Source organism: Streptomyces sp. NPDC005303 (assembly GCF_040607335.1).
In the GTDB taxonomy this organism is placed as follows: Bacteria; Actinomycetota; Actinomycetes; order Streptomycetales; family Streptomycetaceae; genus Streptomyces.
On the sequence record NZ_JBEXGM010000010.1, the window covers coordinates 243,324 to 263,451 of the forward strand.

Annotated in this window: 16 protein-coding genes; 7 read left to right on the forward strand and 9 right to left on the reverse strand. The window is 71.0% G+C overall.

The annotated features are described in order from the left end of the window. Positions 1-51 precede the first annotated feature (51 nt). Positions 52-441 carry a cell division protein SepF gene (locus ABZT93_RS17730; RefSeq protein ID WP_356105295.1) on the reverse strand — a complete coding sequence of 130 codons (390 nt, stop codon included), beginning with the start codon at positions 439-441 and terminating at the stop codon, positions 52-54. A 267-nt stretch (positions 442-708) separates the two neighbouring features. Here ABZT93_RS17730 and ABZT93_RS17735 point away from each other — a divergent pair, with 267 nt between their 5' ends. Next, positions 709-2,379 (forward strand): hypothetical protein, encoded by a 1,671-nt coding sequence (locus ABZT93_RS17735; RefSeq protein WP_356105298.1) that lies wholly within the window; start codon positions 709-711, stop codon positions 2,377-2,379. Here the strand turns inward: ABZT93_RS17735 and ABZT93_RS17740 are convergent. Next, on the reverse strand, positions 2,360-2,875 hold the full coding sequence (locus ABZT93_RS17740; RefSeq protein ID WP_356105301.1) for a YceI family protein: 516 nt from the start codon (positions 2,873-2,875) through the stop codon (positions 2,360-2,362). The genes ABZT93_RS17735 and ABZT93_RS17740 overlap by 20 nt on opposite strands. 83 nt (positions 2,876-2,958) lie before the next feature. On the opposite strand from ABZT93_RS17740, the gene ABZT93_RS17745 reads away from it, so the two are divergent. Then, positions 2,959-3,438, forward strand: coding sequence for a MarR family transcriptional regulator (locus tag ABZT93_RS17745; RefSeq protein ID WP_356105303.1), 480 nt, complete (start codon positions 2,959-2,961; stop codon positions 3,436-3,438). Between the two features lie 112 nt (positions 3,439-3,550). On the opposite strand, the gene ABZT93_RS17750 is transcribed toward ABZT93_RS17745, so the two are convergent. From ABZT93_RS17750 to ABZT93_RS17770, 5 genes are all read right to left on the reverse strand, one after another. After that, positions 3,551-4,135, reverse strand: coding sequence for a sigma-70 family RNA polymerase sigma factor (locus ABZT93_RS17750; RefSeq protein ID WP_356105307.1), 585 nt, complete (start codon positions 4,133-4,135; stop codon positions 3,551-3,553). A 174-nt stretch (positions 4,136-4,309) separates the two neighbouring features. Further along, a complete protein-coding gene (locus ABZT93_RS17755; RefSeq protein ID WP_356105309.1) occupies positions 4,310-4,951 on the reverse strand; it encodes a hypothetical protein in 642 nt (213 codons plus the stop codon). Between the two features lie 65 nt (positions 4,952-5,016). Then, complete coding sequence (locus tag ABZT93_RS17760; protein WP_356105311.1) at positions 5,017-5,730, reverse strand: YcnI family protein; 714 nt, start codon at positions 5,728-5,730, stop codon at positions 5,017-5,019. 39 nt (positions 5,731-5,769) lie between these two features. Beyond that, positions 5,770-6,345 (reverse strand): hypothetical protein, encoded by a 576-nt coding sequence (locus ABZT93_RS17765; protein ID WP_356105314.1) that lies wholly within the window; start codon positions 6,343-6,345, stop codon positions 5,770-5,772. Between the two features lie 48 nt (positions 6,346-6,393). Then, on the reverse strand, positions 6,394-10,584 hold the full coding sequence (locus ABZT93_RS17770; protein ID WP_356105376.1) for a molybdopterin-dependent oxidoreductase: 4,191 nt from the start codon (positions 10,582-10,584) through the stop codon (positions 6,394-6,396). A 227-nt stretch (positions 10,585-10,811) separates the two neighbouring features. Between ABZT93_RS17770 and ABZT93_RS17775 the strand changes: the two genes are divergently transcribed. Both ABZT93_RS17775 and katG read left to right on the forward strand, forming a co-directional pair. After that, a complete protein-coding gene (locus ABZT93_RS17775) occupies positions 10,812-11,258 on the forward strand; it encodes a Fur family transcriptional regulator (protein WP_356105317.1) in 447 nt (148 codons plus the stop codon). A gap of 24 nt (positions 11,259-11,282) precedes the next feature. After that, positions 11,283-13,496 carry a catalase/peroxidase HPI gene (gene katG, locus ABZT93_RS17780; RefSeq protein ID WP_356105320.1) on the forward strand — a complete coding sequence of 738 codons (2,214 nt, stop codon included), beginning with the start codon at positions 11,283-11,285 and terminating at the stop codon, positions 13,494-13,496. 52 nt (positions 13,497-13,548) lie between these two features. Here katG and ABZT93_RS17785 read toward each other — a convergent pair whose 3' ends face one another. Beyond that, the gene (locus tag ABZT93_RS17785; RefSeq protein ID WP_356105323.1) at positions 13,549-14,724 is read right to left on the reverse strand and encodes a pyridoxal phosphate-dependent aminotransferase; all 1,176 of its coding nucleotides are present in this window, start codon (positions 14,722-14,724) and stop codon (positions 13,549-13,551) included. A 249-nt stretch (positions 14,725-14,973) separates the two neighbouring features. On the opposite strand from ABZT93_RS17785, the gene ABZT93_RS17790 reads away from it, so the two are divergent. After that, positions 14,974-16,131 (forward strand): phospholipase D-like domain-containing protein, encoded by a 1,158-nt coding sequence (locus ABZT93_RS17790; protein WP_356105326.1) that lies wholly within the window; start codon positions 14,974-14,976, stop codon positions 16,129-16,131. A gap of 129 nt (positions 16,132-16,260) precedes the next feature. Here ABZT93_RS17790 and ABZT93_RS17795 read toward each other — a convergent pair whose 3' ends face one another. Next, positions 16,261-17,697, reverse strand: coding sequence for an amino acid permease (locus ABZT93_RS17795; protein WP_356105329.1), 1,437 nt, complete (start codon positions 17,695-17,697; stop codon positions 16,261-16,263). Positions 17,698-17,836: 139 nt separating this feature from the next. Here ABZT93_RS17795 and ABZT93_RS17800 point away from each other — a divergent pair, with 139 nt between their 5' ends. Together ABZT93_RS17800 and ABZT93_RS17805 are read left to right on the forward strand one after the other, a co-directional pair. Continuing rightward, positions 17,837-18,562 (forward strand): GntR family transcriptional regulator, encoded by a 726-nt coding sequence (locus ABZT93_RS17800; RefSeq protein ID WP_356105332.1) that lies wholly within the window; start codon positions 17,837-17,839, stop codon positions 18,560-18,562. A 57-nt stretch (positions 18,563-18,619) separates the two neighbouring features. After that, entirely contained in the window at positions 18,620-20,092 is a 1,473-nt protein-coding gene (locus ABZT93_RS17805) for an APC family permease (RefSeq protein WP_356105335.1), read from the forward strand. Positions 20,093-20,128 lie beyond the last annotated feature (36 nt).

The window sequence follows — 20,128 nt, forward strand, 5'->3', positions numbered from 1 at the left end:
AACCGTTCCTCCGCGGCGGCCTTCCTACGAACGAGCGAACCTCCCCGAAGGTCAGGCCCCCGGCATCCCCGCGCTCTCCATCAGGCCCGTCACCTCGGTCCCGGCCGGGGTGAGCAGGAACACGTTCCGGTCCACCCGGTGCATCCCGCTGGCCAGCCCGAACACGACCCCGGTGCTGAAGTCGAGGACCCGCTTGGCGACCTCCGTCTCCGCGCTGGTGAGGTCGAGCAGGACGGGGATGCCCGCCATCAGGGTCTCGGCGACCTCGCGGGCGTCCGCGAAGATGTTGATCCGCAGCACGACGAAACGGCGCCGGGCCTCGGTCTCCGCCTCCGGCATGGCCCGGTGTCCGACCGCGGACGGCCACGCGTCCCGCCCGCGCAACGGAACGACCTGGGCGAGCCCCTCCCACTGTTCATCGGTGACGTCGTACCTGTTCACCGGCTCCCCCCGATCCGACTCGCCTTCGATGCCTGCACCAGCCAATTCTTACGCCAAGTCACCCGTTCGGCCCAACAACGACACGGTCCGCGACCGACTCGGCGGTCACATCACACCCCGTCCGCCGCGGACGAAAGGGTCTTACCCGCCTCACACCGGACTCTTGGCCTCCGACGGAGGGCCCCTCACCAGTCCCGATTAGCGTCCGCTGTCGTGCTCTTGGCAGATACTCAGCTGTCGGCACCCGGCCGGCCGACCCAGCCGGCGGTGTCCACAGCCCCGGAACCGCCCACGCAGTGGCATCGCGTCCTGACGCTGCTCGCGGACGTCAGCCTTTTCATCGGCACGCGCGACGTGTGGACACAGGCGGCCGTCCACCGGCCGGCCGTGGCCGCGGTCATCTCGGTCTGCTACGTCTCGATCCTCGTCTGCGGCGTCCTGGCCCTGGTCGTGCGCGGGCGGCGCTCCCTCGCGCGCGTGGACCTGTGCGTGCTGGTGACCGGTCTCACGCTCGCCCTGTGCGCGTTCGTCCTGCTGCACCGCGGCACCGACGAGTCCGTCCTCACCGCCCAGGCGGCCCGCGACCTGGTCGCCGGGCACGGCGTCTACGGGCGTCCCTGGCCCTGGCTCTTCGGCGGCAACGGCATTGCGCTCACCCCGACCGTCACGGGCGGCTACGACTACACGTACGGCTACCCGCCGCTCGCCCCGCTGCTGACCGCGCCCCTGCTGTGGCTCGGCCACGGCGGGCTGCCGGCCATCGCGCTGAGCACGGGCGCACTGCTCGTCGGCACGGTCGTGCTGTGGTGGCTGCTGCCCGCGCCGTGGCGGCCGGCGGCGACCATGACGTGCCTGGGCTTCTCGATGATCACCATGTACGGCCGACTCGGATACCCGGCGATCCTGGCGCTGGCCCTGCTGGTGCCGGTGGTGGTGCGCTGGCCCCGGATCGGCCGGGGCGGACGGCTGGGTTCGGCCGGCATGGCGCAGGCGGCCTGTCTGGGCGCGGCGTGCGCGGCGCAGCAACTGCCGTGGTTCCTCACGCCGTTCCTGCTCGCGGGGATCTACGCGGTACGCCGCGGGGAGCTCGGTGCGCGGGCGGCGGGCCTGGTGGTACTGCGGCTCGCCGGGGTCGCCGCCACCGTATGGCTGCTGATCAACGTGTACTTCGTCGTGAGCCAGCCGGCCCAATGGCTGAAGGGGATCGCGCTGCCGCTGATCCAGGGCGCGGTGCTGCACGGTCAGGGCCTGGTGGACGTGCCCCTGTATCTCACCGCCGGCAGCGACCGGCTCGACTGGTACGGGTACGCGAGTCTGCTGCTGCTCGCCGGTCTGCTGGCGCTGTTCGTGCTGTTCGTGCGCCGCCTCGGACCGGCGGCGACCGTGCTGCCGTGGCTGGCCTTCTGGCTGGCGACGCGTTCGCAGGACGGCTACTACCTGATGATGACCCCGCTGTGGCTGGCGGCGGCGGTCACCGCGCCCGCGGCGGAGTTCGCCGGGGCATGGCAGCCGTTCACGCGCCGGCTCGCAGGCCCGCACCGGCGTCCGGCGCGGATCGCCGCGGCCGTCGTGCTGCTGGGCCCGGCGCTGGCGAGCGCGGCGCTGGCGGCCACCGGCTCACCGCCCCTGCGCATGGAGGTCACCTCGGTGCGTCACGACGTCCGCGCGCTCTCCCGGCTGACCGTGCGCGTCACCAACACGGACGACGGCGCGCTCACCCCGCACTTCACGCTCACCCGGGGCCAGGGAATGTACCCGTACTTCTCGGTGCTGCGCGGGCCGAAGACCCTGCCCGCGCACACGACGGCGACGTACGAGCTGCGACCGCCGGGAGGGACGTACGCCCTGCCGAAGCCGGGGCAGCGGATCCGGCTGCGGGTGTTCACGTCCTCGCCGCAGACGCTGTCGAACACCTACGTCACGCTGCCGACCGCTTGAAGCGGAGCGAGGCGGTGACCGTGGTCAGGCCGCGGATCATGCCCAGTTGGTTCCAGCCCAGGCCGAAGTGATCGCGGTCCACCGAGAACTCGGCGTCCAGCGTGACCGCGTCGGCGCTCGCGTCGGAGAGCCGCGCGGTGAAGGACTGGGGGCGGCTGATGCCGCGCGCGGTGAGCTGGCCGATCACATGCACCTGGTCGCCGTCGCGCAGTTCGGCGCTGCGCACCGCGAAGGTGATCTCGGGGTGGTTCTCGACGTCGAAGAAGTCGGAGCCGCGCAGGTGTTCGTCGCGCTTGGCGTTCTTGGTGTCGAGGGAGGCGGCGTCGAGGGTCACGGTGCCGACGGCGGACCCGTCGGCCCGCACCTCACCCTGACCGTCCACGGTGGCGAAGGCGCCCTTCACGGTCACCAGGCCCCACATCGTCTTGTGCTTCAGGGCGACGGTGGTGGCGGTCCGGTCGAGCTGCCAGGTTCCGGTTTCGACGGCGACGGTCATGATCCCTCACTTCTATAGTCCAAATTTGGATGACAGCACGCTAGCTCATACTCCAAATTTGAACAACAGTTACACTCGACCGCATGGCCGATCCGTCCGAATGTCCCGCCGCGTCCGGTGGACTCCTGCCCCCTGAGCTGCACGCATGGATGCTGATGCTGGCCGCCACGGGAGCCGTCGAGCAGGAGCTGCGCGCTGTCGTCAAGGAGCGGCTGGACGTCTCGCACGACGAGTTCCTGGTCCTGTCCCTGCTCGCCGCGCACCCCGGTCAGGCCCTGCGCATGACGCAGATCGCCGAACTGCTGGGCCGCCCCAAGACCCGTCTCACCTACCAGATCGCCTGCCTTCAGCACGCCGGTCTGGTCACCCGCAGGTCGGTCTGCGGCGACAAGCGGGGCATCGAGGTCGCCCTCACCGAGAAGGCCGGGAAACTGCTCGGCGACGCCTCCGAGGCAATCGCCGAGACGGTCAAGGAGGCGTTCGGACGCTTCATGGGCCCCGCACAGCGCCAGGCCCTCTGCGCGCTGATGCCCGACTTCGCCGCGGAGACGGCAGCGGAGTAGCACCGGTGCGGGCGGGGGTACCGGCCGGTGCCCGCGCCGACACCGAAGAGGCTTTCGGCGGCGCGGGGAACCGCGCGACCGGTCACCGCGAGGCCGCGGTCGCCCGCGGGCCTCAGCCCACCAGCTCCATCAGCGCCCCCCTGGCCCGCGCCACCCGAGACCGCACCGTCCCCACGGGACACCCGCTCACCACGGCAGCCTCCTCGTACGACAGCCCCAGCAGCTGCGTGAGCACGAACGCCTCCCGCCGCTCGCCCGGCAACGCGCCCAACAGATCAAGCAGCGCTATCCCGTCCTCGAACCCCGGCAGACCCTGGGGCTGGGCGCGCTCCACCGCCGCCTGCCAGTCCGAACCGTCGTACCGGCGGGGCCGGGCCGCCGCGTGCCGGAACCCGTCGATCACCGCACGGCGAGCGATGGACAGCAGCCAGGTCCGCGCCGAGGACCGCCCCTCGAACCGGTGCAGACTGCCGAGCGCCCGCAGGAAGGTGTCCTGGGCCAGGTCGTCCACGGCCTGGGGGTCGGCGCAGAGGTAGGAGACGTAGCGCAGGACGTCACGGTGCAGCGCGCGTACGAAACGGTCGACGGCGTCGGTGTCACCGGCGCGGGCGGCGAGTGCCCAGGCGGTGGCGGAGGCGTCGGCGGACTCCTGTCGAGCGTGGAGGTCGGCCGGGGCGGGCAGGGCGGAAGTGATCACCAGGTGTCCTTCTCGGGTCAGCCGTGATCCGGACCGCCGCCTGTCCACACGAGGGTGCGGGGCGGTCCGGTGCGGGGATCCGGCCGTACTGCGCCGACGTGGACGTGAAGGTGTACACGTGGGCGTACGGCCGAGGCCCGAGGCGCACAGGGGCGGCTCGGGCACTGGCTGTCGTCAGGCGACAGCGGTCCCCGGGGGTGGCCCCCGATGGGTGATCGCGTGACCGAGAAGGAGGTGCCGTGGTCCCCGCTCCGAGCGGGCCCGGCGCGCCCGCAGACGCGGGCGGTGCGGGGTCGCGGGCAGGGCGAGCAGCAGCCGCAGCGGGGCGACCAGCCGTGCCGCGACCGCCCGCAGGATGCGGAACGCGGCCCGCTCGCCGTACGCCAGCCAGAGCCCGGTCAGGAGTGCGGCGAGCAGGTGGGCGGCGTACATCCCGAACGGCACGAGGAACGAGAAGGCGTCGACACCCGACGAGGTCCCCATAGGGGCCGCACCGAGGGAGTCCATGCCGCTCATGTGCATGGACTCCATGTGCATCGCGCCCACGTCCGGCGCCGCCGCTGTCGGCTGCGTGAGGGTGAACGCCGCGTGGAGGGCCGTCTGGGCCACGACCACGACGGCCACGATCAGCGGCAGCCCGCGTTCACGGCCGGCCAGACACCAGCCCGCGCACCCGGTCACGGCCAGGCTCGCGGCCAGTGTCCGGCCCGGTACCTGGGCGCCGGACATGAGGACATGGCCCAGGGCGGCGAGCAGCACACAGACGGCCGCGAACACCGCGGCCCGTACTGTGCGCGAACCCCACCCTGCTGTCATGGCGCCTCATCCTCCCATCCGGCACCCGTCCTCACCTGTGCGTACGGAAACCCACAGGTTCCGGCTCACCGAGCGCGGCGACTCCGTACGACGGCGAAGGCGCCGGCCGCCAGGCCCAGGACGCCCACGACCAGCCCGGAGACCCCGAGACCGCGGGCGGTGGAGTCGCTCGCGGAGGTCTTGGCCGCCTCGCCCGCGTCGGGGGAGATCTTCGACGGGGAGGCCGATGTGGCCGTGGCCGCCGTCAGCTTGAGGACCGGCGCCGGGTTCTCCGGCTCCTCGTCGCCCTGGGCGGCCTCCTCGATCCAGCGGACGACCTTCCCGTCGGAGTAGGTTTGGAGGGTCTTGAAGGCCAGCTGGGCGGTGTCGTCGGGCAGTTGACCGAAGGCGACGTCGAAGTCCTCGTACCGGCCGGGAGCGATCTTCCCGCCGGTCCAGGTGATCTCGGAGACCGCGTCGGTGATCGTGCCGTCGTCCGTCTTCACCGGCGTCTTGAGCTTGGTGTCGGTGACCTTGGCGGTCCAGCCGTCGTGCGGGGAGACGAGCACGCCGAGCAGGGGGTGGTCGGTGGGCAGGAACAGCTGGACCTCGGTGGTGCTCGCGGTGTCGCTCTCGTCGGGGACGCGGAAGGTCAGGGCGCCGTCGGTGGCGCCCTTGGCGTAAGTGTCGGGGTGGACGGTGACATGTGCGGAGGCGACGCCCGCGGCAGTGAGGACGGCGGAGGCGGCGAGGGCGGTGCCGAGGCCGACGCGGCGCAGGGCGGTGCGTGCTGAGGACATGGGTGAGGGATCTCCGTACTGACGGGAAGGGGTGAGGGGTCAGATCGGGTACGGGATCGTCGTGGGCGGGCCGCGCCGGTGGACCGTGTGGCGGAGCAGGAGGGGGCGAGGTGTGCGCGGGCCGTCGGCGGGCGGACCCGCCGGGTCCGGGGCGACCGGTTCGCCGTACCCCTGCCACCAGGCCGCGAGACCGGGGACGAGGGCGACGGCCCGGCGCAGGAGCGACCACAGTGCCGCCTCGCCGCGCCGTAGCCACCAGGTCAGCAGGAGGGCGGCCGAGATGTGGGCCGCGGTGGCGTGCGGAGTGAGGGCGTGGATGTGCGGGTGGGTCATGCGCATGCCGTGCATGACCATCACGGTGTGCGGACGCGCCGCCCCGAAGGCCGCATGCAGTGCGCCCTGCGAGGTGAGGGTCGCCGCGCCGATGGCCCCGAGCGACCGTTCCCGGCCGCCGAGCAGCCACCCCGCCACGAACACCGGTACGAACCCGGCTGCCTGCGTCCACACCGGTGGCGCCATGCCCGTCGCCAGGGTGTGTCCCCCGGCGGCCAGCAGCACGCACAGCGCGGCGAACACCGCCGCGCGCAGGCTCCGGACCGCAGGAGACGCCCTCATGACGACCGATACTTCCACGTGTGGTCCAAGCCCCGCCCACGGGTTCGGTCAGTAGATGTCACGCACATAGCGCTTGTCGGTGGCGAGTTGCTTCACATAGGCCGCCGCGCCCGCCTCGTCCAGGCCGCCGTGCAGGACCGCGATGTCCCGGAGCGCCTGGTCGACGTCCTTCGCCATACGGGAGGCGTCGCCGCACACATAGAAGTGGGCCCCGTCCTGGAGCCACGACCACAGCAGTGGACCGTGTTCGCGCATCCGGTCCTGGACGTAGACCTTGGCGCGCTGGTCGCGGGAGAAGGCGGTGTCCAGGCGGGTGAGGGTGCCGTCCGCCAGAAGGCCGGTCAGCTCGTCCTCGTAGTAGAAGTCGGTCGCCCTGTGCTGTTCGCCGAAGAACAGCCAGTTCGGGCCCTGGTGGCCGAGAGCCCGACGCTGCTCCAGGAAGCCGACGAAGGGCGCGACACCGGTGCCGGGGCCGACCATGACCATGGGCGTGCCGGAGTCGGCAGGCGGGCGGAAGTGCGGGGAGCGCTGGACGTGGACGGGCACCGGGGTGTCCGCGGCGGCGTCGGCGAGGAAGGGTGAGCAGACGCCCTGGCGGATCCTGCCGTGCAGGTTCTCGTAGCGCACCACGGACACGGTCAGCGAGACGAGGTGCGGGTCGGTCAGCGGGCTGGACGATATGGAGTACAGGCGCGGCTGGAGGCGCCCGAGGATCCGCGCCCACTCCTGCGGGCCGGCCGTCACGGCGTATTCCGTGATCACGTCCACGGCCTGCCTGCCCCAGCCCCACTTGGCGAGCTCGTCCTTGTTGTCCGGGCGCAGGAGTTTCTTCAACTCCCTTGGGTCGCGGGTGCGTTCGGCGACGAACCGGAGCAGTCCCGGGGTGATCCTGGTGATGTCGAGGTGGCGCAAAAACGCCTCACCGACCGCGACCTCGCCCACGCCGTTCACGTCCACCGCGGCCCCGGCGTCCAGGCCGGTGACCGCGAGCCACTCCTCCACCAGGTCGGCCGAGTTGAGCGGCCGGATGCCGAGGGCGTCGCCCGCCTCGTACAGCAGCGGGCTCTCGCTGTCCCGGGTGTCGAAGGTGAACCTGCGGACCTCCTTGCCGGCGCCGGGCAGGCTCAGGAGGCGGTTGCCGGTGAGGCGGGCGAGGACCGGGATGGGTTTCCTCGAGCGGGGCGCGGTGACCGGGAGGGCCGGCTGGACCCCGGGGGCCGGTTGGACCGCGGGGGAGACCGACCGCACCACGGTCGGCGGGACCGCGGTCCGCTGGGCCGCGTTCGGCCGGTCCACGACGGGAGCCGACTCCCCCGCGTCCGGCGCCGGGGTGTCGGACAACGCCGTCAGAACCTGGTCCAGCCACCCGTGCGCCGCGTTCTCGAAGTCCGGCTCGCAGTCCGTGCGCGGGGCGAGGCGCAGCGCGCCCAGTTCGCCGAGGCGCTGGTCGAGACGTCGGCCGTGTCCGCAGAAGTCGTCGTACGACGAGTCGCCGAAGGCGAGCACCGCGTACCGCCGTCCCTCCAGGCGGGGAGTGCCGGGATCGGCCAGGGTCTCCCAGAAGCCGCTGCCGTTGTCGGGGGCGTCGCCGTCGCCGAAGGTGCTGGTGATCAGCAACAGGTCGGCGCCGGGCGGCAGTTCGCCGAGGTCGGCCTGGTCCATGCCGAGCAGGGACGTGCGGTGGCCCACCGTGGTGAGCCGCTCGGCGGTGGCGGCGGCGAACTCCTCGGCGTTGCCCGTCTGCGAGGCCCACAGGATGACGACCTCGCGGCGCAGAACGGTGGTCGTGGACTGTGTTGTCGAGGACTGTGTTGTCGAGGACTGTGTGCCCGTCGCCCGTGAGTACATCCCGGCGAGTGTGCCGTTCACCCACAGGGCGTGCTCGGGGCTGAAGGGCGCCTCGGGCGGCAGCACCGGCACCCCGGGCGCACCGGCGGGAATCCCGGCGAGGAACCCGACCAGGTACTGCCGTTCCTGGGCGGTGAGGACGGGCGGCGGGGCCGGGTCGAGGCCGAAGACGGACGCGGCCGTGGACGCGGCGGGAGCGATCTCGGCGTCCTCCGGCGCTGCCGTAACCGGAGCCACCGCGGCTCCCGGAGTCCGCAGGGTCACCGGCGTGGGCACCTTGGTCAGCGACACCGCGCACACCTTGAACTCCGGCTGGAACGACAGCGGATCGACGGCGTCGTTCGTCACCGCGTTGACGCTCAGGTACTCCCCGAACAGGTCGTTCCAGTGGAAGGGCGCGAAGCAGCACCCCGGCCGCACCCGGTCCGTCACCACGGCGGGGAGCACCGCCCGCCCGCGCCGGGAGGCCACCTCGACGGAGTCGCCGTCGGCCACACCCAGGGCCGACGCGTCATCAGGGTGCAGCTCCACGAACGGCTCTGGGTTCAGCTTGTTCAGCTTCGCCACCTTCGCCGTCTTGGTGAGCGTGTGCCACTGGTGCTGGAGCCTCCCGGTGTTCAGGACGAAGGGGTAGTCGTCGTCCGGCATCTCGGCCGGCGGGATGTGCGGCCGGGCGTAGAAGACGCCCCGCCCGCTCGGCGTGGGGAAGCGGAGCGTGCCGTCCTGCCCCACGTACCGGATGGGGTTGCGGTCCGGGCCGTCCTCGCTCGCCGCGGGCCACTGCACCGGCGTCGACCGGAGCCGCTCGTAGGAGACCCCGCGCAGGTCCCAGCCCGTCTTCGGGTTCCAGGCCTGCTTGATCTCCTCGAAGACGTCCTCGGCGCTGTCGTACGAGAACCCCTTCTCGTACCCCATCTCGCAGGCGACGGCGGCGATGATCCGCCAGTCGGCCATCGCCTCGCCGGGCGGGTCGGCCACGGCCGGTGTCAGCGTGAGGTTGCGCTCGCTGTTGACGAAGACGCCCTCGCCCTCCGTCCACAGCGCGCCCGGGACCACGACGTCGGCGTACGCGTTGGTCTCGGTGTCGGCGAAGACGTCCTGGGTGACGACGAACTCGGCGGCCTCCAGGCCCTCGATGACCGTACGGCGGTTGGCGACGGAGGCGACCGGGTTGGTGCAGATGATCCAGCAGGCCTTGATCTCGCCCTCGGCCATCTTCTGGAACATCTCGACCGTGCCCTTGCCGACGCCGTCGGCGCGCAGGGTGTCCGGGGGCAGCTCCCAGAGTTCCTCGATGAAGGCCCGCTCGTCGTCGACGAGGACGGACCGCTGGCCGGGCAGGCCCGGTCCCATGTAGCCCATCTCCCGGCCGCCCATGGCGTTGGGCTGGCCGGTGAGGGAGAAGGGGCCGCTGCCGGGGCGGCAGATGGCGCCCGTGGCGAGGTGGAGGTTGACCAGGGCGTTGGTGTTCCAGGTGCCGTGGGTGGACTGGTTGAGCCCCATGGTCCACAGGCTCATCCACTCGCCGGCCTCTCCGATCAGCCGCGCCGCCTCCCGGATGTCCTCCTCGGCGAGCCCCGTCATCTCGGCCACCGCGGCGGGCGGGTAGTCGGCGAGGAACTCCGGCATCGCCTCCCAGCCCTCGGTGTGGGCGGCGATGAAGTCGGGGTCGGTGTCGCCGTTCTCGTGCAGCAGGTGCAGCAGGCCGTTCAGCAGCGCGAGGTCGGCACCCGGCTTGATCTGGAGGAAGAGGTCCGCCTTCGCGGCGGTGGCGGTGCGCCGCGGATCCACGACGATCACCTTGGCGCCCGCCGACTTGACCCGCTCCATCATGCGCAGGAAGAGAATCGGGTGGCAGTCGGCCATGTTGGAGCCGATGACGAAGAACAGGTCGGCGTTCTCGAAGTCCTGGTACGAGCCGGGCGGGCCGTCCGCCCCGAGCGACAGCTTGTAGCCGGTGCCGGCACTGGCCATGCACAGCCGGGAGTTCGACTCGATCTGGTTGGTGCGCAGGAATCCCTTGGCGAGTTTGTTCGCCAGGTATTGCGCCTCCAGGCTCATCTGGCCGGACACATAGAGCGAGACCGCGTCGGGACCGTGCTCGTCGATGATCTCCCGCAGCCGCCGGGCCGTCTCGGTGATCGCCACGCCGACGGCTTCCGGCACCGGCTCCTCGCCCCGCTCGGGCCGTACCAGGGCCGTGGTCAGCCGTCCGGGCGCGGCGAGCAGGTCGGCGGTGGTCGCGCCCTTGGTGCAGAGCTTGCCGAAGTTGGCGGGGTGCTCCTTGTCGCCGGACGCCTTCAGGACCGTACGCCGTCCGTCCGGGCCCATGCCGATGTCGAGGACCAGGCCACAGCCCACACCGCAGTACGAGCAGACCGTCCGCACCACGGGCACGCCTCCTGAGCTCAACCGAATCGATCTCAACCGACCGTACGAAACACCCATTACGCAGATGTCTCCCGAGCCGTTCATCAGGAGTTACACCGCCCGCACACCTGACCGGCGACTGTTGTGAGCGTCGTCGCGCACCGGTGGCGGCGCCGCTCCGACGCGCCACAGACTTGGAACGGTTCCATTTCTTGAACCATTCGTGTTTGTGGGGGTAGGTTGGTCCCATGACCGCCCCCCAGCTTCCGAACACCGCCGCTGAGCTGCGCGGTGCCGGCCTGCGGGTGACGGCCGCGCGCGTCGCACTGCTCGAGACCGTCCGGGCCGGTGACCACCTCGCGGCCGACGCGATCGCCACGGGAGTGCGCGACCGTCTCGGCCACATATCGCTCCAGGCCGTCTACGAGGCCCTGCACTCGCTCACCGCGGCGGGGCTCGTGCGGCGCATCGAGCCGCCGGGCAGCCCGGCCCGGTTCGAGGGGCGGGTCGGGGACAACCACCATCACCTGGTCTGCCGGTCGTGCGGGGCCGTCGTCGACGTCGACTGTGCCGTCGGTCACGCGCCCTGCCTGACAGCTTCCGACGACCGCGGCTTCTCGATCGACGAGGCCGAGGTCATCTACTGGGGCCTCTGCCCCGACTGCTCCCCCCAAAGGCTTACTTCAGCTCCGTGATCCACCCCGTTCGGAAGGACCCCCATGTCTGAGAACCCCGACGCAATCGTCACCGACGCCAAGACCGACGGCTCCGGTGGCTGCCCGGTCGCGCACGGGCGCGCCGCGCACCCGACCCAGGGCGGCGGCAACCGCCAGTGGTGGCCGGAGCGCCTGAACCTCAAGATCCTCGCCAAGGACCCGGTCGTGGCGAACCCGCTCGGTGCGGACTTCGACTATGCCGAGGCCTTCCAGGCCCTCGACCTGGACGCCGTGAAACGCGACATCGCCGAGGTGCTCACCACCTCGCAGGACTGGTGGCCCGCGGACTTCGGCAACTACGGCCCGCTGATGGTCCGCATGGCCTGGCACAGCGCCGGCACCTACCGCATCAGCGACGGCCGCGGCGGTGGCGGCCGTGGCCAGCAGCGCTTCGCGCCGCTGAACAGCTGGCCGGACAACGGCAACCTGGACAAGGCCCGCCGTCTGCTGTGGCCCGTGAAGAAGAAGTACGGCCAGTCCATCTCCTGGGCCGACCTCATGATCCTCACCGGCAACGTCGCCCTGGAGACCATGGGCTTCGAAACCTTCGGCTTCGGCGGCGGCCGCGCCGACGTCTGGGAGGCCGACGAGGACGTCTACTGGGGTCCCGAGACCACCTGGCTCGACGACCAGCGCTACACCGGCGACCGCGAGCTGGAGAACCCGCTCGGCGCGGTCCAGATGGGTCTCATCTACGTCAACCCCGAGGGCCCCAACGGCAACCCGGACCCGCTGGCCGCGGCCCGCGACATCCGTGAGACCTTCCGCCGGATGGCGATGAACGACGAGGAGACCGTCGCCCTCATCGCCGGTGGCCACACCTTCGGCAAGACCCACGGCGCCGGCCCGGCCGACGCGGTCGGCAACGACCCCGAGGCCGCCGACATGGCGGACCAGGGCCTCGGCTGGAAGTCCACCCACGGCACCGGCAAGGGCGGCGACGCCATCACCTCCGGCCTCGAGGTGACCTGGACCACCAAGCCGACCCAGTGGAGCAACGACTTCTTCGACATCCTCTTCGGCTACGAGTGGGAGCTCACCCAGAGCCCCGCCGGCGCCAACCAGTGGGTGGCCAAGGACGCTCAGGCGATCATCCCCGACGCCCACAGCGACTCCAAGAAGCTGCCCACCATGCTCACCACGGACCTCTCGCTGCGTTTCGACCCGATCTACGGTGAGATCTCCAAGCGCTTCCACGAGAACCCGGACCAGTTCGCGGAGGCCTTCGCCCGCGCCTGGTACAAGCTGACCCACCGTGACCTGGGCCCGAAGTCCCTGTACCTCGGCCCGGAGGTCCCGTCGGAGACCCTGCTGTGGCAGGACCCGCTGCCGCAGGCCGAGGGCGTGGCCATCGACGCCGCCGACATCGCGGCCCTGAAGGCCAAGGTCCTGGAGACGGGTCTGACCGTCTCGCAGCTGGTGTCGACCGCGTGGGCCTCGGCGTCCACCTTCCGCGGCAGCGACAAGCGCGGCGGTGCCAACGGCGCCCGTATCCGCCTGGAGCCGCAGCGCGGCTGGGAGGTCAACGACCCCGAGCAGCTCGCCCAGGTGCTGCGCGTCCTGGAGGGTGTCCAGGCCGAGTTCAACACCGGCGCCAAGAAGGTCTCCCTGGCCGACCTGATCGTCCTCGCGGGTGCCGCGGCGGTCGAGAAGGCCGCCAAGGACGCCGGCGTCGCGGTGGAGGTCCCCTTCACGCCGGGCCGTGTGGACGCCACCGAGGAGCACACCGACGTCGAGTCCTTCGCAGCGCTGGAGCCGGTCGCGGACGGCTTCCGCAACTACCTCGGCAAGGGCAACCGCCTGCCGGCCGAGTACCTGCTGCTCGACAGGGCGAACCTGCTCACCCTGAGCGCCCCCGAGATGACCGTCCTCGTCGGTGGTCTGCGTGTTCTCGGCGCCAACCAGGGCGCCACGGCGCACGGCGTCTTCACCGACCGTCCGGGCGTCCTGAGCAACGACTTCTTCGTCAACCTGCTCGACCTGGGCACGACGTGGAAGTCCACCTCCGAGGACCAGACGGCGTTCGAGGGCCGTGACGCGGAGACGGGCAAGCTGAAGTGGACCGGCACCCGTGCCGACCTGGTCTTCGGCTCCAACTCCGAGCTGCGCGCCCTCGCCGAGGTCTACGCGAGCGACGACGCGAAGGAGAAGTTCGTGAAGGACTTCGTCGACGCGTGGGTCAAGGTCTCGAACCTGGACCGCTTCGACCTGGTCTGAGCGACTGAACGACACAGGGGCCGGTCCGTGAGGATCGGCCCCTGTGCCATGTCTAAGCCAGCGCGGCCACGAACTTCCCGAGCCGCGCGATCCCCTCACGCAGTTCCTCGGCCGAGGCCGCGTAGGACAGCCGTACGTGGGTGTCGGCGGTGCCCACCCCGAAGTCCCGCCCCGGTGTGAGCGCGACATGGGCCTCCTGGAGCGCCCGGCCGCAGAACTCCCACGAGGTGAGCCCCGTGCCGCTGACGTCGAAGTAGACGTAGAACGCCCCGTCGGGCGGCACCGGCACGGGCAGCCCGATCTGCGCGAGCCCGTCGAGGACGAGGGCCCGCCGCCGCCCGAACTCGGCCCGCCGCTCCTCGCACACGGCGAGCGACTCGGGCGTGAAGCACGCGAGCGCGGCGTACTGGGCGGGCGTGGAGGCACAGATCATGTAGTTCTGGGCGAGCCGCTCCAGCGCGGGCACCAGCGCCTCGGGCACCACACACCAGCCCAGCCGCCAGCCGGTCATCCCGAAGTACTTCGAGAAGCTGTTGATGACCACGGCTTCCGGGTCGTACGACAGCACACTGCGCGGCGGCCGCCCGTGCTCGTCGTGATCGCCGAGGTCGAGGTAGATCTCGTCGACGATCCGCCAGGCGTCCCGCTCCCGGGCGAGCTCGCAGATGGCCGCCAGCTCGTCGGCCGGGACGGAGGTCCCGATCGGGTTGGAGGGACTCGCGACCATGATCCCGCGCGTGCGCTCCGTCCAGTACGACCGCACGGAGTCCGTGTCCAACTGGTACCGCGACCGGGCGCTGGTGGGCACGAGCGTGACCTGTGCCCCGAAGCTCTCGGCGATCTGCCGGTTGCAGGGGTACGAGGGGTCGGCGATGAGCACCTCGTCCCCGGGATCCACGAGCGCGGCGGCGCCCAGCACCAGCGCGGCGGACGCCCCGGCGGTCACGACGACCCGGCCCGGATCGATCTCGACGCCGTGTTGATCGCCGTAGAACCGCGCTATCGCCTGCCGAAGTTCGGGCAGCCCGAGCGCCCCCGTGTAACTCATGGGCCTGCTGCCGACGACGTCCCGCATCGCGTCGAGCACGGCCGGCGGCGCCCCGAAGTCCGGTTCGCCCAGGCTGAGTTTGACGACGCGGTGCCCCTCGGCCTCCAGCGCCGCCGCGTGCTTGCCGAACTCCATCGCGTAGAACGGCGAGACGGACTGGGCGCGCTGCGAGATCCTCATGCTGCGGGCCTCCTGAGGGTCATGGGGTCGAGGGCTCCAGAGGGGCCACGTTCTCGTGCGGTGCGTCAGCGACATCGTGCCGCAGGAACCGAGGGCCGGGGTAATCGTGTGCCGCGGCGCCGACCGGGAAGGCGGTTGTTCCGGGCTCGCTCGGCAGCCCGTGACGTACCCGCTTCGCGACCCGTTCGGAGATTTGGCGTGACACTCGGTGGCAGACCCGCACCTCCCGCACATGACACCGCTCCCGACGTGGTGGCGCGCAAGCAGCGTCTGCGCCGGCGCCTGGAACGGCTGATCGGCGTGGCCGCCACCGAGGGCAACGACCTGGTGCCCTTGCGCAACGGCGATCGGATCTTCCCGGCGATGCTCGGGGCGATCCGGTCGGCCCGGCACACCATCGACATGATGACGTTCGTGTACTGGCGGGGTCAGATAGCCCACGACTTCGCCACCGCGCTGGCCGAACGCGCCCGCGCGGGGGTACGGGTTCGCCTGTTGCTCGACGGCTTCGGCGCCAAGGAGATCGAGCGGGGGTTGCTGGACCTCATGAGCGCCGCGGGCGTGCAGGTGGCCTGGTTCCGCAAGCCCGCGTGGCTGTCGCCGTTCAAGCAGAATCACCGCTGCCACCGCAAGGCCCTCATCGTCGACGAGGACACCGCCTTCACCGGCGGCGTCGGCATCGCGGAGGAATGGTGCGGCGACGCGCGCAACCCTGCCGAATGGCGGGACACCCACGTCCAGGTGCGCGGCCCGGCCGTCGACGGCATCGCGGCCGCGTTCGCGCAGAACTGGGCGGAGTGCCACTCCGAACTCTTCGACACCCGTGACCGCTTCACGGAACACCCGCAGGCGGGCTCGTCGGTGGTGCAGGTCGTGCGGGGCTCCGCGAGCATCGGCTGGCAGGACATGCAGACCCTCATCCGGATCATGCTCAGCTCCGCCGAGGAACGCTTCCGGCTGGCCACCGCCTACTTCGCTCCGGACGCCTACTTCGTCGACCTGCTGTGCGAGACCGCTCGTCGCGGCGTGCGTGTCGAGATCCTGCTTCCCGGTCCCCACACCGACCAGCGCGCCTGTCTGCTGGCCGGCCAGCACCACTACACACGTCTGCTGCGGGCCGGTGTGCGCATCCGCCAGTACCAGCCGACGATGATGCACGCCAAGATCATCACGGTGGACTCGGTGGCCTCCCTCATCGGTTCCACCAATTTCAACCGCCGGTCCATGGACCACGACGAAGAGGTGATGCTCGCCGTCCTGGACGAGGAGTTCACCGCGTCCCTCGACCGGGACTACGAGGCGGATCTCGAGCGCAGTGAGGAGATCGACCTCCATCGGTGGAGGCGGCGGTCCGTGCTGCGCCGCGTCGAGGAGGCCGCGGTCATCCCGATCCGACGCTTCCTGTGAACGACCCTGTTACGGACCGGACCGCGGCGTTGCCCCATAGGGGGGTGCCGGTCCGCAGATGAAGCGACGCCGCGGTGGTGGCACGGCCGGGGAGAGCCGTGCCACCACCGCGAGGGACGGAAGGGATTTCTAGGACACCGGGGCGCGGTCCGGCGTCTGCGTCCCGTTCCGGACCGCCCTGCGCTGGCGTACCACCGCGAAGACCACCACGGCCAGCGCCACCAGGGTGGACAGGACGACCTGGTCGCGGCCGCCGCCGTCGGCCGTGTCGGTGAGCATGTAGCCCAGCACGAAGGTGATCAGGGCGATGGTGGCCCAGGTCAGGTAGGGGTACAGCCACATCCGGACGACCAGCTTCTCCGGCGACTCCCGCTGGATGATCCTGCGCATCCGCAGCTGGGAGAAGCAGATCACCAGCCAGACGAACAGGGCGATCGCGCCGGAGGAGTTGAGCAGGAACTGGAAGACGGTGTCGGGCCACAGGTAGTTGAAGGCGACCGCGACGAAGCCGAAGACCACCGAGGCGAGGATGGCCGACTGCGGCACCCCGCGACCGGTGGTCCGCCCGAACGCGGCCGGGGCGTCGCTGCGGCGGCCGAGCGAGAAGGCCATGCGCGAGGCCGTGTACAGGCCGGAGTTGAGGCAGGAGAGCACCGAGGTCAGCACGATGGCGTTCATGATCTGGCTTGCGTGCGGGATGCCGATGGAGCTCAGGGCGGCGACGTAGGAGCCGTCCTTGAGGATGGCCGGGTCGTCCCAGCGCAGCAGCGAGACCACGATCAGGATCGAGCCCAGGTAGAACACCGCGATCCGCCAGATCACGCTGTTGGTGGCCTTGGTGACGGCGGCGCGGGGGTCGGCGGTCTCGCCGGCGGCGAGGGTGACGATCTCGCTGCCCATGAAGGAGAAGACGACCATCAGGACGCCGGTGAGGATCGCTCCGGGGCCGTTGGGCAGGAAGCCGCCGTGCGCGGTGAGGTTGGAGAAGCCGGATGCCGGGTGGTCCGAGCCGGGCAGCAGCCCGAAGATCGCGAGACCGCCGACCACGATGAACGCGCCGATCGCGACGACCTTGATGCCGGCGAACCAGAACTCGAACTCGCCGTAGGAGCTGACCGAGACCAGGTTGGTGGCGGTGAGGACGACCATCACGATCAGGGCCCAGCCCCACTGCGGTACCGCGGGTATCCACCCTTCGAGGATCTTGGCCCCGGCGGTCGCCTCGACGGCGAGCACCACGACCCAGAAGAACCAGTACAGCCAGCCGATGGTGAAGCCGGCCCAGCGGCCGAGCGCGCGGTCCGCGTAGGCGGAGAACGAGCCCGAGGTGGGGTTGGCCGCGGCCATCTCGCCGAGCATGCGCATCACGAGGACGACCAGGACGCCGACGAGGGCGTACGAGACCAGGATGCCGGGTCCCGCGGCGGCGATGCCGGAGCCGGAGCCGACGAACAGGCCGGCGCCGATGACACCTCCGATCGCGATCATCGACAGGTGGCGGTTCTTGAGCCCGGCCTGCAGGCCACCGGACTCCGCGGGAGGGGTTTCGGGGAGGGTTGCAGTCATGGACCGGGAAATTAGTTCAGCACGATCAGAAAAAACAGTCTTGTTTAACTGTTCATGTTGCTCTATTTTCCGTACATGCAGAGCACGCCGTGCCACCGTCCCCCGTAATCTCGCCCCATCAGGCCGTTAGGGTGGCGTCGTGGTGAACGCAGCGGGCAAGTTCGGGCCCTACAACCAGGCGGCGCCCGCGCAGGCCGGCGGGGTGTGGGACACCCGCGTCCTGGCCGGCCGGGGCCCCACGGGAACCGAACTCGTCCGGTCCAGGATCGCCCTGAGCATCCGGCTGAGGTCCGTCGCGCCGGGCGACCGGCTGCCGGACGCGGGCGTCCTCGCCGAGGAACTGGGCATCAGCGAGATCACCGTGCGCCGGGCGCTCGAGGCCATGTGCCAGGACGGTCTGCTCGACCGCCGTCGTGGCCGGGCGGGCGGGACCTTCGTCGCGGCCGACTGGGACACCGTCGTCGCCGTGACGCACAACGCCGACGAGACGGCCTCACTGGACTCCTTCCACCTGCTGCTCGAATGCGGTCTCGTGGCGCACGGCACGGGCGAGGTCCCGGAGGGCCGGCTCGACGGACTGCGGACCCTGGTCGAGGAGATGGACCTGTCCGAGGACCCGGCGCGACTGATCGAACTGGAGACCCGCTTCCACCTCGACCTCGCCGAGGCGCTCGGCGGCGTAGGGATCCGTGAGTTCGCCGCCGACCTGCTCGGCCGCCAGTGCCTGCTGGGGCCCGCGCCCGCCCCTTCGGTGGTACGGGCCCGCAACCGCTGCCACGCCGACCTGCTGGACGAACTCACCCGCGGCGCGATGGACCCGGCGGTGGCCGCCGTGAAGGCACACCGCCACGCCGGCCTGAACTGATCCCCTCCCCCTACTCCCCCTCTTCCGTGCCGCAGACCCGCTGAAGGAGCTGTCTCCATGCCGGTACCCGGACCTGTCGGCCCCTCGTCGACGTCGGGCCCCGCCGCCGACACGCCGCAGCGGCTGCGCGGCGGTGCCCTCGGCATGGCGGACATCGCCGCCGCCACGATGGCCAACGTCGGCCCCGCGATGAGTTTCTTCTTCGGCTTCGCCTTCCTGGCCACCACCGCGGGGGTCGCGTCCCCGCTGACCATCGTGGCGGCCGGGGTGGCGGTCGCGCTGCTCGGCAACACGCTGGCCGAGTTCTCCCGGGCGCACCCCTCGGCGGGCAGCTTCACGACCTTCGTCGGCAGGACCTTCGGGCCGGTCAGCGCGGTGACGACAGCCCTGCTGGCCGGGCTCGGCTACATCATCGCGATGGCCTCGGTGATCGCGATCTCGGGCGGCTTCGTGCAGATCACCCTCCAGCACTACACGGGCGTGGACCTGCCGTGGATCATCTGGACACTGCTGCTGACCGGCCTCTCGGTGGTGCTGATGCTGCGCGGGATCGTGGTCTCCACCAAATGGGCCGGCTACTTCTTCGGGGTGGAGATGCTGGTGCTCGTCGTGGTCTCGGTCGCGGCGATCGTCGAACACCGCGGCAACCTCTCCGCCGCCCCCTTCCTGCCCGGCCATCTCACCCACGGCCTCAAGGGGCTCGCGGCCGGATTCCCGCTGGCGGTGTACCTGTTCATCGGCTGGGAGAACTCGGCGGCGCTCGCCGAGGAGACGGAGAACCCACGGCGCAACGTCGGACGCGCCGTGTTCTCCTCGGTCGCGATCATGACGGTGAGCTACATCCTCTTCTCCTACGCCACGGTGACCGGCTTCGGCTACGACGTGGACCGGCTCGGCGCCTCCCGCATCCCCTTCATCGACGTCGCCCAGCACACCCTCGGCGCGCTGGCGTTCCTCGCCTACGTCGGCGGCCTGACCTCGACCCTCGGTGTGCTGATCGCGGGCATCAACTCCCAGGCCCGCCTGGTCTTCAACGCGGGGCGCGAGGGACTGCTGCCGTCCTTCTTCGGATACGTCCACCCCACGCGCCGTACGCCGAACAACGCGATCGTCACCTTCGCCGTCACCGCGCTGCTGATCATCGGCGGCTGGGGCCTGGGCCATCTGTTCGGCTCCGGCGGCGGCCCGATGAACCCGGTGGTGTTCTTCACGGAGTCCTCCAGCCTGGGCGCCATCCTGATCCTGCTGGTCTATCTGGCGTCCAACATCGCCCTGCCCCTGTACTACCGCCGCTACCGCCCGCAGGAGTTCCGGACCGTGCGGCACCTCGTGCTGCCCGCGCTCGGCGCCCTCGCCATCCTGGTCCCCCTCTACTACCTCGCCAAGCCCGGCCAGCCCGCCCCGTACAGCTGGTTCCCGTACGCGGCCCTGGCCACTCTGCTCGCGGCCGTCGGCTACGCGGCTCTCCTGGTACGCCGGGATCCCGGTCTGGCGGAGCGGGTGGGCTCGGTGGTCGCGGACGCGGAATAGCCGGATCGGGTGGGCTCGATGGTCGCGGACGCGGAA